Source organism: Halobacteriovorax sp. XZX-3 (genome assembly GCF_043196495.1).
GTDB lineage: Bacteria > Bdellovibrionota > Bacteriovoracia > Bacteriovoracales > Bacteriovoracaceae > Halobacteriovorax_A.
Map to the genome: position 1 here is coordinate 101988 of NZ_JBEBMO010000001.1, position 14475 is coordinate 116462.

Genomic DNA, 14475 nt, shown 5'->3' on the forward strand with positions numbered 1-14475 from the left:
CAATGGCAATGCGTCATGATCATTTAACATTTCCAGTTGGTAAAAAAGGTGAGCACAAGGTCACTAAAGTTGTTCTTGTTCAACTTGGTTCTCCAAAGTCACCATCAACTTCAGATGTACGAAAATATTTAAAAGAGTTCTTGGCCGATCCACGAGTTGTGGATATTGATCCACGAGTTTGGAAAATCATTTTAAATCTCTTTGTTCTACCTTTTAGGCCAAAGAGGTCGGCAGCTCTTTATAGTAGAATATGGGAGGGAAGTGAATTTCCTCTAACTAGAATCACGCGTGAGTTTACCCATCGAGTAAATGAGCTAACGCCTGAGCATATCGAAGTTGAGCACGCGTTTCTACTTTGTGAGCCAAAAGTTGCAGACGTTTATGCTAAGTGGGAAAAAGAGCTTGATGAGAGAAGAGATCCAGCTCAAAAGTTAATTGTTATTCCAATGTTTCCACAATACTCGGAATCGACAATTGCAAGTGGGATCGATTTCTTTGGAAAGCTTTTAGAAACTAAGGTTAGGATTCCAAACTTTGAAGTCATTACAAACTTTCATCGTCTACACGCTTTTATTGATAATTCAGTTGCAAAGATCAATGAGAAGTTGGCCAATGAAAATATCGATGATCTCGTTATCTCTTTTCACGGGATTCCAAAGAGGAGAGTCATCTATAAGAAAGATCCATATTATCAACACTGTTTTGAAACTTTCGAGTTAATCAAGAGAGGCGTCGTAGGGATTGATCCAGAAAAGATTCATATGACTTATCAATCTCGCTTTGGCAGTGAAGAGTGGCTAACTCCTTATACAGATGAGTATACGGCCAACCTTGCAAAAGCAGGTGCAAAGAATATTGCTGTTTATTGTCCAGCGTTCGTTGCGGATTGTTTAGAAACGATTGATGAGATTGGAACTGAGTTACAAGAAGAAGTTGAAGAGTATGGTACTCACATTCATGCAATTGAATGTTTAAATGACGACGAAAATTGGGCCAAGGGTTTTGCTAATTACGTTGAAACTCTTTGTGAGAATCCAAAAGAAGTTGAAAAAATCGAATACCAAATAGAAGAGGAAAAATACATGGATATGCCAAAGCAAACAATGGAATCAGAGCCATTAAGTGATAATGCTAAGAAGTCGCTTAAAATTGTCTTTTTAACATTATTCTTAGATCTTGTGGGATTCTCAATTATCTTCCCTCTATTTCCAGCACTTGCTAAGTATTATTTAACAGTTGATGCCGATAACGTTTTCTTAAAAGCAATCTTTGGCTCGATTGACACGCTAACACAAGCAGGAGGAGCAAGTAACTTCTCTGCCATCGTACTTTTTGGTGGTGCACTTGGTGCACTTTATTCTCTGTTACAATTTGTTGCAGCACCTATTTGGGGAACGATCTCAGACCGTATTGGAAGAAAGCCAGTTCTGCTAGTTTCTGTGTTTGGTCTTTTTATCAGTTATGTCCTATGGGCCGTTGCTGGTAATTTTACAATCCTAATTATTGCAAGATTCATTGGTGGGATCATGGGTGGAAATATCTCAACAGCAACTGCTGTTGTGGCCGATGTGACAACTAATAAGAACCGCTCTAAAGGAATGGCAACAATCGGTATTGCCTTTGCACTAGGTTTTATTATTGGGCCAGCAATGGGGGGAATTCTTTCTCTATTTGATCTAACAAAGTTTTATCCAGTTCTTGCTGACTATGGTGTAAACCCTTTTTCAATGGCCGCAATTGTCGCTGGTGTTCTTTCGTTATTTAACTTAATTAATTTATTTAATAAGTTTGATGAAACACTTCCTGAAGCGAAGCGCGGAAAACATGAAAGTGAAAGAAGTGCTAACCCAATTACTCTTTTTAAGCCTCTTCCGTACAAAGGTGTTAACCTTACAAACTTTGGTTACTTCTTATTCTTACTAGCATTTAGTGGGATGGAGTTTACATTAACTTTCCTTGCAGCAGAAAGACTAAGTTACTCATCAATGGATAATGCTTATATGTTTATCTTTATTGGTTTAATCTTAGCTCTTGTTCAAGGTGGTTATGTTCGCCGTAAGGCACATACTGTAGGTGAGAAGCGTATGGCACTTCAAGGCCTTGTGACAATTATCCCGGGTCTTATTCTTATTGGATTTGCACAATCTTCTTGGTTAGTTTACGCAGGTTTATTTTTCTTAGCAGTGGGATCATCTTTAGTTATCCCTTGTCTAACTTCACTTGTTTCAATGTATTCTCCGGCACAGAGTCAGGGACATGTTATTGGTGTTTTTAGATCGCTTGGAGCATTAGCAAGAGTGATTGGGCCAATTGTTGCCTCTCTTGTTTACTGGCGCTATAGTTCGGCAGCACCTTACTATCTTGGAAGTATCTTTTTGATTATTCCAATTCTTATGATTGCAAGACTTCCAAGTCCACAAGAAACAAACGAATAGTCTGCCATACAGATAAAAGAAAAGCCTCGCTTTGCGAGGCTTTTATCATTTTGGACTAGTGTCCCGTTTTCATTTCAATTTGCGATTGCATGTAATTTTCGATGCCAACTTTCTCAATTAAAGATAGTTGAGTTTCTAACCAATCCACGTGCTCTTCTTCAGAGTCAAGAATCTTTGAAAGAAGATCGCGAGAAACATAATCTTGCTTCTTTTCACAAAGTTCAATTGCTTCTTTAAGTAATGGTACAGTTTCAGCTTCTGTTTCAAGATCAGCTTCGATGATCTCTTTTACATTTTGACCGATTCTGATTCTTTCAAGCTTTTGAAGATTAGGAAGTCCCTCTAAGAATAGAATTCTCTTAATTACTTCATCAGCATATTTCATCTCATCAATACTTGCTTTGTATTCAAGATGGCCAATCTTATCGAGTCCCCAGTCTTCTAGCATTCTTGCATGAAGAAAATACTGATTAATGGCCGTTAATTCTTTTGTAAGAACATTATTTAATGCTTTGATTACGTCTTGATCACCTTTCATGATTAATCCCTTTCATTAATTTACTATGGATTAATGCTATAGAAGATTGGGATGTGTTTCAAGGATTTTATTTTTTGACAGGAGTTAAGTTATTCTTAACCTCATTGCCTTGCTCATTTTGATTCGATTTGAGGTTCTTCTTAGCAAGACCGGCAGAGACTTGTTCTAATAAGCAAACACCGCATGAGTTACCGATTCCAAGGCTGTTGATTACCTCTTTCTCTGTTTGTCCCTGCTTTATCGCATTATCGAGCATATCTTGTGTAATGGCGTTACAAATACAAATATACATTTACTTGTCTCCTCATTTGATCTTATCGTCAAAAGTTTTGTTAATCAAACAAAAAATTGAAGAATGATATAGAAATTTTGAGAGTCTAATATAATTTCAGTAATTTATGACTTTTTCAACGAAGTATTGGGCCATCGTTGAACGGTATTGGGAAGATAATAGTAGCTCATCGCTGTGACTCATTCCGGGACATCCGTTCACTTCAACAAGCTTATATTGGCCATCTATGGTCTCAAGAATATCAATGCTGATGAAGTAGAAATCTAAGGCGTTTGAAACGCTCGTGGCCAATTCTAAAACCTTAATTGGGACATTCTCTTCGTTAACTAGAATTGTGTTACTAGCGGCAAAGTTTAGAATGTGAAATGCTTCTTCACTTGCCTTAGGCGTCTTCTTTATAACGAGCTTTTGAATTTTTTTAGAATGAATATTTTTAAAAAGCAGCACGCGCCATTCTGCGCACAACTCAATATAGGGCTGGATAATATAATTTAGATCTCCCTTGCGCAGTAACTCTTGTCGATCTTTTAGAATATCTGTTGAAGGGAAAACTCCCTTTGCCTGTAGTCCTCTAGTCGTTTTAATAATCCACTTCGATTGCGTGTCACAATAATGGGGCCCTTGTTGCAGTGAATAGGTTTGTATTAACTGTGAAGGCGCTAGAACTTCCTTAAAAAACGGCCATTGTTTATACTTATCTCTAAGGATTCGTGAACAAGTGATAGGGTTGATGACTTTTTTATTGCTAAGTGTGGCCAATTTTTCAAGGTCATCATCATTATAGCTTAGTCCCGTGTTACGATTAATCACGAGATCGGCCCAGGCCAACTCTTCATAACTTACGGAGTAAGGATCACTGAATCGGCACGAATGAGTTGCTTCTGTGATCGCTGCTTCGAGTTGAACACAAGCATAAAGCTTTGGGTTCGTGGTTAAGATGAGTAAGTTTAGACTTTCCATATTGCGTAATATCTCACTAAAATATTGAATATCTATAAATTATATATGATATTATAACACTATACTAATTTGGCCTTAATGGTAGCTATGAATCGATTATCAAAATTTAATTACACAATTTTATTCTCATTAATTATCTTTTTACTTTCTTGCTCTGGTGTTGAGGTTATTGAAAATGGCCAACTCAATAAGGAAGTTGTCGTTACCAATAGTGCTGAGCATAGTGATCATCAGGGGGAAGTGGCCAGAAAGAAAATCGAGCACCCGAAAAATGATGTTAAAAGTGATAAGTTCAATTTTACTGACCACTCACATAAGAATGAATTTTCTGCAGTAAAGAATACAAAGCGCGTTGAGTCTTTTTGTGGCGATATTGATGACAAGTTTAAAAAATATGGTTGGGGTAAGTCTCATTGTGATTCATATAAATGGATTCATGTAAGAGATACTCATCAGGGCCGTCCTATTATGTGGACTGTTTTTGGTGATGAAGAAGAACACAAGCAAGAACCTAAGAATATGACATTAGTTCTATGTGGTGTGCATGGTGATGAAATCACTCCAATTAAATTCTGCTTTGATATCCTTCACCATCTCTATCACGAAGTAGCGACAATTGAAGGTCAAAAAAAGCTTAAGGATAATCTTGTGGCAGTTGTTCCAATTGTTTCTCCTGATTCATTCTTTAAGAAAAGACCAACTCGAACAAATTCTCGTGGCATTGATCCTAACAGAAATTTTCCAACTAAAGATTGGGAGAATAAGGCCCTTCATCTTTGGAAAACTCGCTACGGAGCTGCTAAAAGAAGGTTCCCTGGTAAGGTGGCAAATTCTGAGCAGGAAACAATATTCCAAGTAAATATTATTGCTCGTTATAACCCAAATAAGATCATTACTGTTCACGCACCTCTAACTATTCTCGACTATGATGGACCGGTTGTTTCAAATCATATTCATGAAGAAGATGGCCTTGCTCTAAAGGCAGAAGAGCTTCTAAATACAATGAGTGAAAAGGCCAATGGTTACCGCGTAAAAAATTATCCTTTCTTTCCTGGAAGCTTAGGAAATTACGCTGGAAATGAGAGAAAGATTCCTACTTACACACTTGAACTTCCTTCAAGTGATAACCGCAATCATAAGAAGTATTGGAAGATGTTTCGTGAGTCAATTGACTTCGCTGTTTTCCATGCTCCAATGACTCGATCGGACGTTACGGCCAGAAAGAACCGAATTGATTAAAGTTTAGTCATTTTAGTTACTTAATGGGCCTTTAGGGGCCACTTTTTTACACTTTCATATCAATTTAAATTGACTGAAATTCCATTAGGATTTATTAGTAGCCTATGGAAAAGAACTTATGGAAATTAGCGGGCCTAGAGGCTCCAAGTACCCCTTATGATATGGCAATTGTTACTGACGAAGTTAGGCCTCACAGCGTCAACCTTGTTGGTTTTGGTTTTGATGGAACGGCCTGTTTTAGAAAAGGAACACGCCTTGGGCCAGATGCCTTAAGAGAAGTCTCGGACGGTATTGAAACGTATTCACCATATCTCGATCTTTCGACTGAAGATTGCACTTTCTATGATCTTGGAAATCTTCCTGTTGCTGATCAGCAAGAAGAGAGTTGGAAAGTTGCAACTGCTTGTTTCGAAAAAAACTTCGACCATATTAATTTAAAAGAAAATGATATTAAGATTATGACTCTTGGTGGAGAACATTCAATTTCTTATGCACCAATTAAAAAGTACCTTCATGATTTTGACGATCTAATGCTTATTCATCTTGATGCGCATGCAGATCTTCGTGATGGTTATTTAGGCTACCATTACTCACATGCTTCAATTATTAAAAGAAGTCTTGATCACTTTGGTCCAAAGCATAACCTCATTCAATATGGGATTCGCTCTGGAACGAAAGAAGAATATGATTATATGAATGAGCATGGAACAATTGCAAAGTCTCGCGCAGAGTTCTTAGACCGAGTTCGTGCGATTCCTGCAGATCGTCCTGTTTATTTAACTCTGGATCTTGATTATTTTGATCCAAGTTTCTTTCCGGGAACAGGAACACCTGAGCCTGGTGGAGAGGATTTCCATTCATTCATCAGTTTTGTTAAAATCCTACTAGAAAAGAATATAGTAGGTTGTGATATTGTTGAGCTTGCCCCTGAGATTGACTCTTCTGGGAATAGTTCTGTTTTTGCTGCGAAAGTTGTAAGAGAGATGATCCTACTACTGACTAGTAAAACGAAGTCTTAATAAGAAAAGGAAATTTAAGTAATGACAAATGAGACTTGGACAATTCAAGATTCTGATCGCCTCTACAACGTAAGTAAGTGGAGTAACGGTTATTTTAAAATTGAAGAAAACGGACAACTTAAAGCAACTCCAAATCCAAATAAGAATGTTGGAATTGTTATTAATGACGTTATTGAAGAAGCTAAAGAACAAGGAATTCAATTACCACTAGTAATTCGTTTCCATGATATTTTACGCTCACAAGTTAAGCTTTTAAATAATACCTTTCAAAAGGTAATTGATGATGAAGATTACCGCGGAAAATTCTTTGGTGTTTATCCTGTTAAGGTAAACCAAATGAGAGAAGTTGTAGAAGAAATCGTTGATGCAGGCTCTCGTTATAATTATGGACTAGAAGCTGGTTCAAAGCCTGAGCTTTTATCTGCACTTGCATATAATAATAATGCTGATTCTCTTACTGTACTTAACGGTTACAAGGATCGTGATTATCTAAAACTTGCTATTCTTGGTGCAAAACTAGGACGCAAGGTTTTTGTTGTTATTGAAAAATTCTCTGAACTTCGTATGCTAGTAGAGTTAGGCAAGGAGCATGGAGTAATTCCATTTATTGGTATTCGTGGACGCATGTCTGTAAAAGGCCGTGGTAAATGGGAATCAAGTGGAGGCGATAAGGCCAAATTTGGTCTAACGACTTCTGAAATTATCTTAGCTATTGAATATTTAAAAAAGCATGATCGTCTTGATATGCTAAAACTTTTCCACTTCCATATTGGATCTCAAATCACTGATATTCGCTCGATTAAAGAAGCAATTGAAGAGGGTTCTCGTATCTATTGTAAGATGCAAAAGATTGGAGCTCCTCTGCAGTACTTTGATGTTGGTGGTGGACTAGGTGTTGATTACGATGGAACAAACTCGACAAATGATTCATCAATTAACTATTCAATCACTGATTATATTACTGATATCGTTTATGGACTAAAGTCTGTTTGTGATCTTGAGGGTGTTGAGCATCCACATATTATTACTGAGAGTGGCCGTGCAATTACTGCACACCACAGTTGTGTTATCACTAATATTATCGGTGAAATCGATAATACAAAAATTGAGTTTTCAACTAAGCAAGAAACTGGTGAGCATAACCTTGTTACAGAAATGAGACAAGTTGGTGAAGTTCTTGCAAAGACTAAAAATTGGCAAGAAGCATATAACGATGCAATGAAGATTAAGTCGGATTCAATTCATGCATTCAAACTTGGTATTCTAGAGCTTGAAGAGCGTGCAAAAATTGAGACAATGCACCTTCGCATCTTAAAGGAAATTAGTACATTAGTTCCAGAAGAAGATTTTCAATCAGAGCTAATGGAAGATTTAGAAAATACTTTAAGTGGCCAATACCTTTGTAACTTTTCAGTTTTCCAATCTGCATGTGACAGTTGGGCAATTGAGCAAGTGCTACCTGTTGTTCCATTGACTCGCTTAAATGAAAAGCCTGGTAAGAGATCAACACTTGCTGATATTACTTGTGATAGTGATGGTAAGATTGATCGCTTCTATGACCCAGATGAAGGGTTTAAGAAAACAATTGCTGTACATCAACTAACTGAAGGTGAGGAGTACCGTATTGGAATCTTCCTAACAGGTGCTTACCAAGATGTAATGGGTGATATGCACAACTTATTTGGGCGTGTAAATGAAGTTCACGTTTATGCAGATAGCGATGATCCAAAAGGATTCTATATCGAAGAAACAGTTGAAGGAAACTCTGCTCGTCAGGTTCTTTCAACAATGCAATATAACCCAGAGTTTATGGCATTTAAGGTTAAGCGTTATATCGATCGCCAAGTTTCTCGTGGCCGCATTCGTCCACGTGATGGTGTATCACTTGTAGACTTCTATGAGGATTGCCTTAAGAGTTACACTTATCTTAAATAAAACGGCCGTAACTTATTAGTTACATTGTAAAATTATCGGTCCCTGATAATTGACTTACTTACTTTAGTGTTTGATAATTATTGTATTATTAAAAGAAAGTTTGTCAGGGATCGATAACATGTCTTTAAAATTTGAAAAGAATTCAACCAAAACAGCTAAATCACCAACATCTAAAACTAATTATTTCATTATATGTACACTGTCTTTAATGACACATGGTGTATTAATTTACAATTGGCTCATCACAAGAAGCTTATATAACTTAATCTTCATGGTTGCTGCCATTGCTTTTGCTATCTTTGCTATGATTCCAATGATCAAAGAGTATTACGCAAAAGTAAGACTCTTTAATGATTCAGAGTTACTTCGTTTAGAAGTTGATCGACTAAAAAATGATATCAAGGATTTGAAAGATAGTAAGAAGTCTCTTCAGATTAAACTTTCTCAGGAAATGGATATTGTTTCTGGTCAAAAAGAACAAATCTCTGAATATGAACTAATGACGATTGAACTTCAAAATACAATGGAAGATATCAAGGACCAGCTGCTTGTTGTTAATGATGGCCATAAGGGTATGGAATCAATCGTTGATGCAGTTAATGAGTTAAGAGAGAAAGGTCTTGAGTTCATTAAAGAGCTACCAAAGCAAAAAGATGCACAACTTCAAGCAGAGCAAGGGGATGTGAAGTTCAAGGAAACATTTGAAAAGTTCATGAGTGAATTCCAAGATATGAAAGATATCATCTTTCAACTTAAAACACTTAGCTTTCGCGTTGATGTTCAAGCAAGTCTTCTAAATGACTCAGAAATGACTCAAAGTAGTAGCGAACTTGAAGGGCTAAGTCGCAATCTTGCTAAATTCTTCAATAATGTTATTGGCCTACTTTCAAACCTAGAAGAGACATATCGTGGAAATCAAGATGAGCTTATTGAGAAGCTTTCTAAATGTCGTGATGAAATGGACTCTTTCCTAGATTCAAAGCAAGACATTGCTTGTGAAATAGAAGAAGTAAGAGGACAAATAGAGGCCGCTAGCGAAATTATTGCAACTAAAATGGATTTAGTTGAAGAAACTATTGGCAGTGAGGAGAATTCTCTTTCTGACTTTCTAGACGATGAAGACGTTGATGCAGACTCTGAAATCGTAAAAGAAAATACAATGATTTCAGCTACTAACGCTCAAAATTTAGATTCTCAAATAATTCAATAATTCATATATTAAAATATTTTAATCTTTTTACCGATACTTCTCATGTCAGCGACAAAGCTGATGTGAGGAGTAACGGGAAATGCCAATTCAGGACCTATCAAATGTCGATCTAAGTGCTGCCGATAGTACACAAGAATCAAGTGTGCAGGAGTATAAATTTGGTGGTGTTCATGGCCATAACGACCTCTCACATCTTTCTCTCTATTATAAACAACCTATTAAAGCTCTTATTGGACGAACAGGAATTGTTATTCTTAGTTTTTTTACAATAGGGTTTATCTTGTCATTTGTGACTTTATTCCTTAGTTATACAACCTTTGGAAGAGAGTTTTTACAAACTCTAGTCTTTAAAATTTTCTAAGAAATATCTTTTAAAATAGTGCTCGCAATTTGTTTGGGAATAGGCATGATTGAAAGGCGAGAACCCTTCTTTACAAGAGGCATCTCATCGTAGCGAGGATCTGCTTTCATCTCTTTAAGGGTTAGTGCTTTTGAAAATTTTTCGACAAATTTTACATCCACAAGAAACCAACGAGGATTATCAGTCGTGGCCTTAGGGTCAAAGTACTTTGATTTTTCATCGAATTGAGTTTTATCTGGATGAGACTCTTTGACAACTTCAGCAAGTCCCACAATTGCTGGCTCCTTACAACTTGAGTGATAGAAGAAGACCTTGTCTCCAAGCTTCATTTCATCTCTCATGAAGTTACGTGCCTGATAATTTCTCACACCATCCCAAGACTCCGTTTGTTTCGGTCTTCTTGCAAGGTCATCAATTGAGAAAGCATCAGGTTCGCTTTTAAAGAGCCAGTACTGCATGAACTAAGTCCTTATGGGTTTTGGATTAAACCTTCAAGATTCTTCTTCATAAATGTTGGCAGATAGAAAGCTGCCTTATGAAGTCCTGCATTGTAGTAAGAGAACTCAAGTCCAGATTCTGCTACTGCTTCTTCTCTAAAGTCATTAATTGGGTGAGTGTCGCCTTTAGTTGCAAAAGTAAAAGACCACAGTCCACCTGGGTAAGTTAGGTTAGAGAAGTTATAGATAAATGTATTTTTGAAAATATCATTTAAAACACCAAGCATACTCTTTTGAATCTCTGCTTCAAACCAAGGTGATTCACCTTGTGAAACAACGATACCATTATCTGCAAGACACTTATTTACGTTTGTGTAAAATTCTGGACCAAATAGAGGGGCCGCTGGACCGATTGGATCAGTAGAGTCGATGATGATAACATCAAACTTTTCAGTAGTTTCTTGTACAAATTTAACACCGTCACCGATGATAAGGTCTAATTTTGGATGGCCTTTAAGTACTTCAGCAGTTTGTGGAATGAATTCCATACATGCTTCACATACGGCGCCATCAATTTCAACCATTGTACACTTCTCAACAGAAGCGTGGCGAAGAACTTCTCTTGCTGTACCACCGTCACCACCACCGATAACGAGAACGTTTTTTGGATTAGGGTGAACAAATAATGGAACGTGAGAAATCATGTCGTGATAAGCGATTTCATCTCTTTCCGTTACCATTACTAGACCGTCGTTAAGAAGCATTTTTCCATGCCCTTTTGTTTCTACAACGTCTACCGTTTGGAATTCTGTTTTTTTCGAGTAAAGAACGTTCTCTACTTTATATCTCATTCCGTAAAAATCTTTATATCTTTCTTCAATCCATAGGTTACTGTGCATAGTTGTCTCCTAAAATATTTAAATTAATTAAAGTAATTTGTAAGGTTTTAAGCGGTTTGTACGTAGCTTGTAAAAATGAGAAAAGTACATGATGTATCCACATTTTAAGAAGCTTTCAACTTGCGTCTTTGCCTTGTATTCACCTGGGTTAACATTTAAACCACAAGTCCCGTCTTGATTAGGGCAGAACTCGATGAAGTCATAAGAAATTGGTTCCATGGCATCGATTAGAACACTTGCAATTTCTTTCATATCAATATCAGTTTCAAAACTAATATATGGGCACTCTTCTTGCGGAGTAATATGGCAAGTGAAGTAGTTATCATCTTTAATCGCATTTAAAGAATATCCGTAAGGATTGAAAACAAAATCATCTAGTTCAAATCCTGGAAGAATCTTATCAAGCTTTAATAAGTCTCTAATTTGATCTTTTGTCACATTCTCATCTGTAAGAAGTTTTCTTGCTTCACAAGAGATCTCATACATTAGAAGCTCATAAGTATGATCATCTGCTGAAGGAGTGTATTCTTGATCTAGGAAATAAATATAATTGTGATGGTCGTCGATATTTCCAAAACGAAGCGCTGTTCCATTAAATTTATTTTCTAATAATTTTATATCATCCATAAAAGTTGAGTGCTGCATATGTGAGAAGTACTCATTCTTTCTTTGAAATATAAGTTGTTTAATTGAATCCTTGCCATATTCACTTGTGAAGAAATCAATGGCCTGAATCAATGTCGTTTGTCCACAAGTGATGATAAGCATACGATCTTCCCAAACAAATAGGGAAGATTCTGAAAGTAGGAAAGCTTTCAGTTTGTCATTCTTTACACTAGATAGGATTGTCGCTTTCGCTTTTTCAACTAGCTGGGCCCAAAATGTATCAGGGATTTCTAGTAAGTTAAGGCCATCTTTAACGATAATTTCGGCCTTCTTTTCTGAACCTTCAAAAATCATAATTCATCCAATTTAAAATGCATTTATACCTGCTTACTTTACGCAAGTACTCAATATTACAACTAATTTTAATATCACATCTTATTGCTTGTGGGCCCATCAGGCAAGTAATAAGGAGCAAATGCGGCCAATCATATAGATTTTATAGCCAATAATTTTGGGCAACAGCCTAAAGTTTTAACCAAATTTTACCGATTAATAACTGTATAGCATTAATGAGGGGATTATCATGCTCGCCAGTTTTTCAGAATTTAAGTTCTTTCAATCTTTCAGAATACCTGTAGAGGAAGCAGATAACCTACGTTTTCTTATTCAAAAAGAAGATGAAGTAGGACATCTAGAATATATCGATGATGCAAAGCTTGTTGATATTTCAATAACAGGTTTTGGCTTTAAAACTCATGAGAGAATTTCTGTAGGAACGGAGCTTGAAGTTTCTTTGCAATTTAAGAAAAAGCATCTTGACCTTACGGGGCGAGTTGTTCGCGCTTTCTCAAATGTATTAGAAGACGAAGAAATTATCTACGGTGTTGAGTTAGATGTTGAAAAGGGAATTAATAAATTCCTCGAAAGCTATATCATGAGCTTCTCTTCAGAAAGACTTAAAGACTGTTTAATTCAATCAGCATTAAAAGAGCGCTATACAGATCCTAATGAAGGATTTGAAATGTTCTCTCTTTTACTTTCTCTATTTAAAGACATCACTCACTTTGGTGACAAAGAAGGGTTTCTTGATACTATGCTTGAAGAAGTTATCCGCATTTTAAATGCACAACGCTCTTCAATCTTTCTAATTAATCCAGATACAAATGAGCTTGAGGCCATTGCAGCGTTAGGGCTTGATAAGACTGGTTTAAAGTTTGATTACCGTCTAGGTGTTGCTGGATCTGTTTTTACAACAGGTGTTGCGCTAAATATTTGTACGGAAAGTGATGAGTCACGTTTTAATAATGCTTTTGATGAGCAAAATGGATTTACGACAAAATCGATTATCTGTTATCCAATTCATAACCGCGAAGACAAAATTATTGGTGTCATTGAAGTAATTAATAAACGTAACGAAGACCGTTTTACAATTGAAGATGAAAAAACAATGAAGGTTCTTGCCCTTGTTTTCTCTTCAGTATTTCATAGCTTCAACCCGATTTCGAATAATTCTAAAATTCGTAGGTTCTCAGCTCCGTATGATCGTCAGTATGCAATTATTGGAAACACAGCTGGTGTTAAGTCGATGAGAAATTCAATCTCAAAACTTAAAGATCTAGATAGTCCTGTATTAATCACTGGAGAGAAAGGTGTTGGTAAAAATCTTTATGCAACTGTTTTACACTTTGAAGGTAAGCGCGGTCTGCATGAAGTTAATACAGTAAATTGTAAATTACAAGATATGCAAAAATTAGAGGCCCAGCTATTTGGTCCTGATGAAGAAAAATGCGTTTTTTCAAAGACTCAAGGTGGAACAGTAGTTCTTAACCACATTGAGAACCTATCTTACGAATGGCAAGAGAGGCTTTTTGATGTTATTTCAAATAGAGGAACTCCTGGTGGTATCGTAAGTATTGATTGTCGAATTATGGCAACTTCTATTAAGGATTTAGGAATTCTAACAGATGAAGGTTTATTTCACCGTGATCTTTTTGAATTCTTATCACAAGCGCAAATTAATATTGACCCACTAAGACGTCGTGAAGATGATATTGAAATGCTTGTTGAGTATTTCTTAAAAGTTGAGTGCAAGAGACAAGGCCTACTTCTTAAGAGCTTCTCTAAGAAGGTTATGGAGCAAATTCTTCAGTACGACTGGCCAGGAAATGTTTACGAGCTAAAAAAATGTATTGAGAGAGCTGTGCTATATCATCCGAAATCACATATTATCTCTGATATTGAAATCAATGATGGTGTATCACCTTTAGTTGATATCTCAATGAAGCAAAAACAGTTTGGTCAAATTGATCACGTAACGGATTTTACTTTACCTCTAAAAGATCGTCTTGCACTAGTTGAGCGTGAGATGATTCTTAATGAGATTAAGAGAAATTTTGGTAACAAATCTAAGGCCGCAAAAGAGATGGGAATTTCAAGAGAGGCACTTCGTAAGAAGCTAATTTTCTCTCAGGAAGTACTTGATGCTCTTGAGAGTCCAGCAGAAATTACGAAAGAAAAGAAAGTTGCTTAAACTTAGTAATAGTA

Annotated in this window: 13 protein-coding genes; 7 read left to right on the forward strand and 6 right to left on the reverse strand. The window is 36.5% G+C overall.

Going from position 1 to position 14475, the window contains the following annotated elements:
• Positions 1-2 precede the first annotated feature (2 nt).
• A complete protein-coding gene (gene hemH, locus ABMA70_RS00500; protein WP_392992164.1) occupies positions 3-2435 on the forward strand; it encodes a ferrochelatase in 2433 nt (810 codons plus the stop codon).
• A gap of 55 nt (positions 2436-2490) precedes the next feature.
• Here hemH and bfr read toward each other — a convergent pair whose 3' ends face one another.
• The 3 genes from bfr to ABMA70_RS00515 form a co-directional block, all read right to left on the reverse strand.
• Positions 2491-2973, reverse strand: coding sequence for a bacterioferritin (gene bfr / locus ABMA70_RS00505; protein ID WP_103217041.1), 483 nt, complete (start codon positions 2971-2973; stop codon positions 2491-2493).
• A gap of 67 nt (positions 2974-3040) precedes the next feature.
• Positions 3041-3265: a bacterioferritin-associated ferredoxin gene (locus tag ABMA70_RS00510; RefSeq protein ID WP_103217042.1), complete on the reverse strand. Its 225-nt coding sequence runs from the start codon at positions 3263-3265 to the stop codon at positions 3041-3043.
• Between the two features lie 96 nt (positions 3266-3361).
• Positions 3362-4225 carry a RimK family alpha-L-glutamate ligase gene (locus ABMA70_RS00515; RefSeq protein WP_392992163.1) on the reverse strand — a complete coding sequence of 288 codons (864 nt, stop codon included), beginning with the start codon at positions 4223-4225 and terminating at the stop codon, positions 3362-3364.
• A gap of 87 nt (positions 4226-4312) precedes the next feature.
• Here ABMA70_RS00515 and ABMA70_RS00520 point away from each other — a divergent pair, with 87 nt between their 5' ends.
• From ABMA70_RS00520 to ABMA70_RS00540, 5 genes are all read left to right on the forward strand, one after another.
• The gene (locus tag ABMA70_RS00520) at positions 4313-5464 is read left to right on the forward strand and encodes a M14 family zinc carboxypeptidase (protein ID WP_158246802.1); all 1152 of its coding nucleotides are present in this window, start codon (positions 4313-4315) and stop codon (positions 5462-5464) included.
• 104 nt (positions 5465-5568) lie between these two features.
• On the forward strand, positions 5569-6483 hold the full coding sequence (gene speB / locus ABMA70_RS00525) for an agmatinase (protein WP_199177519.1): 915 nt from the start codon (positions 5569-5571) through the stop codon (positions 6481-6483).
• Positions 6484-6504: 21 nt separating this feature from the next.
• Positions 6505-8418, forward strand: a complete 1914-nt coding sequence (speA, locus tag ABMA70_RS00530; protein WP_103217045.1) for a biosynthetic arginine decarboxylase — start codon at positions 6505-6507, stop codon at positions 8416-8418.
• 208 nt (positions 8419-8626) lie between these two features.
• Entirely contained in the window at positions 8627-9628 is a 1002-nt protein-coding gene (locus tag ABMA70_RS00535; protein ID WP_146037782.1) for a hypothetical protein, read from the forward strand.
• A gap of 79 nt (positions 9629-9707) precedes the next feature.
• Positions 9708-9989 carry a hypothetical protein gene (locus ABMA70_RS00540; protein ID WP_392992161.1) on the forward strand — a complete coding sequence of 94 codons (282 nt, stop codon included), beginning with the start codon at positions 9708-9710 and terminating at the stop codon, positions 9987-9989.
• Here the strand turns inward: ABMA70_RS00540 and ABMA70_RS00545 are convergent.
• From ABMA70_RS00545 to ABMA70_RS00555, 3 genes are read right to left on the reverse strand one after another with little or no spacing between them, the layout of a single operon-like run.
• Complete coding sequence (locus ABMA70_RS00545; RefSeq protein WP_103217048.1) at positions 9986-10447, reverse strand: EVE domain-containing protein; 462 nt, start codon at positions 10445-10447, stop codon at positions 9986-9988. The two genes, ABMA70_RS00540 and ABMA70_RS00545, sit on opposite strands and share 4 nt — an antisense overlap.
• A gap of 11 nt (positions 10448-10458) precedes the next feature.
• A complete protein-coding gene (speE, locus tag ABMA70_RS00550; protein WP_103217049.1) occupies positions 10459-11325 on the reverse strand; it encodes a polyamine aminopropyltransferase in 867 nt (288 codons plus the stop codon).
• 27 nt (positions 11326-11352) lie between these two features.
• Positions 11353-12285 carry an adenosylmethionine decarboxylase gene (locus tag ABMA70_RS00555; protein ID WP_392992159.1) on the reverse strand — a complete coding sequence of 311 codons (933 nt, stop codon included), beginning with the start codon at positions 12283-12285 and terminating at the stop codon, positions 11353-11355.
• A gap of 229 nt (positions 12286-12514) precedes the next feature.
• Between ABMA70_RS00555 and ABMA70_RS00560 the strand changes: the two genes are divergently transcribed.
• A complete protein-coding gene (locus tag ABMA70_RS00560; protein WP_103217051.1) occupies positions 12515-14461 on the forward strand; it encodes a sigma 54-interacting transcriptional regulator in 1947 nt (648 codons plus the stop codon).
• Positions 14462-14475 lie beyond the last annotated feature (14 nt).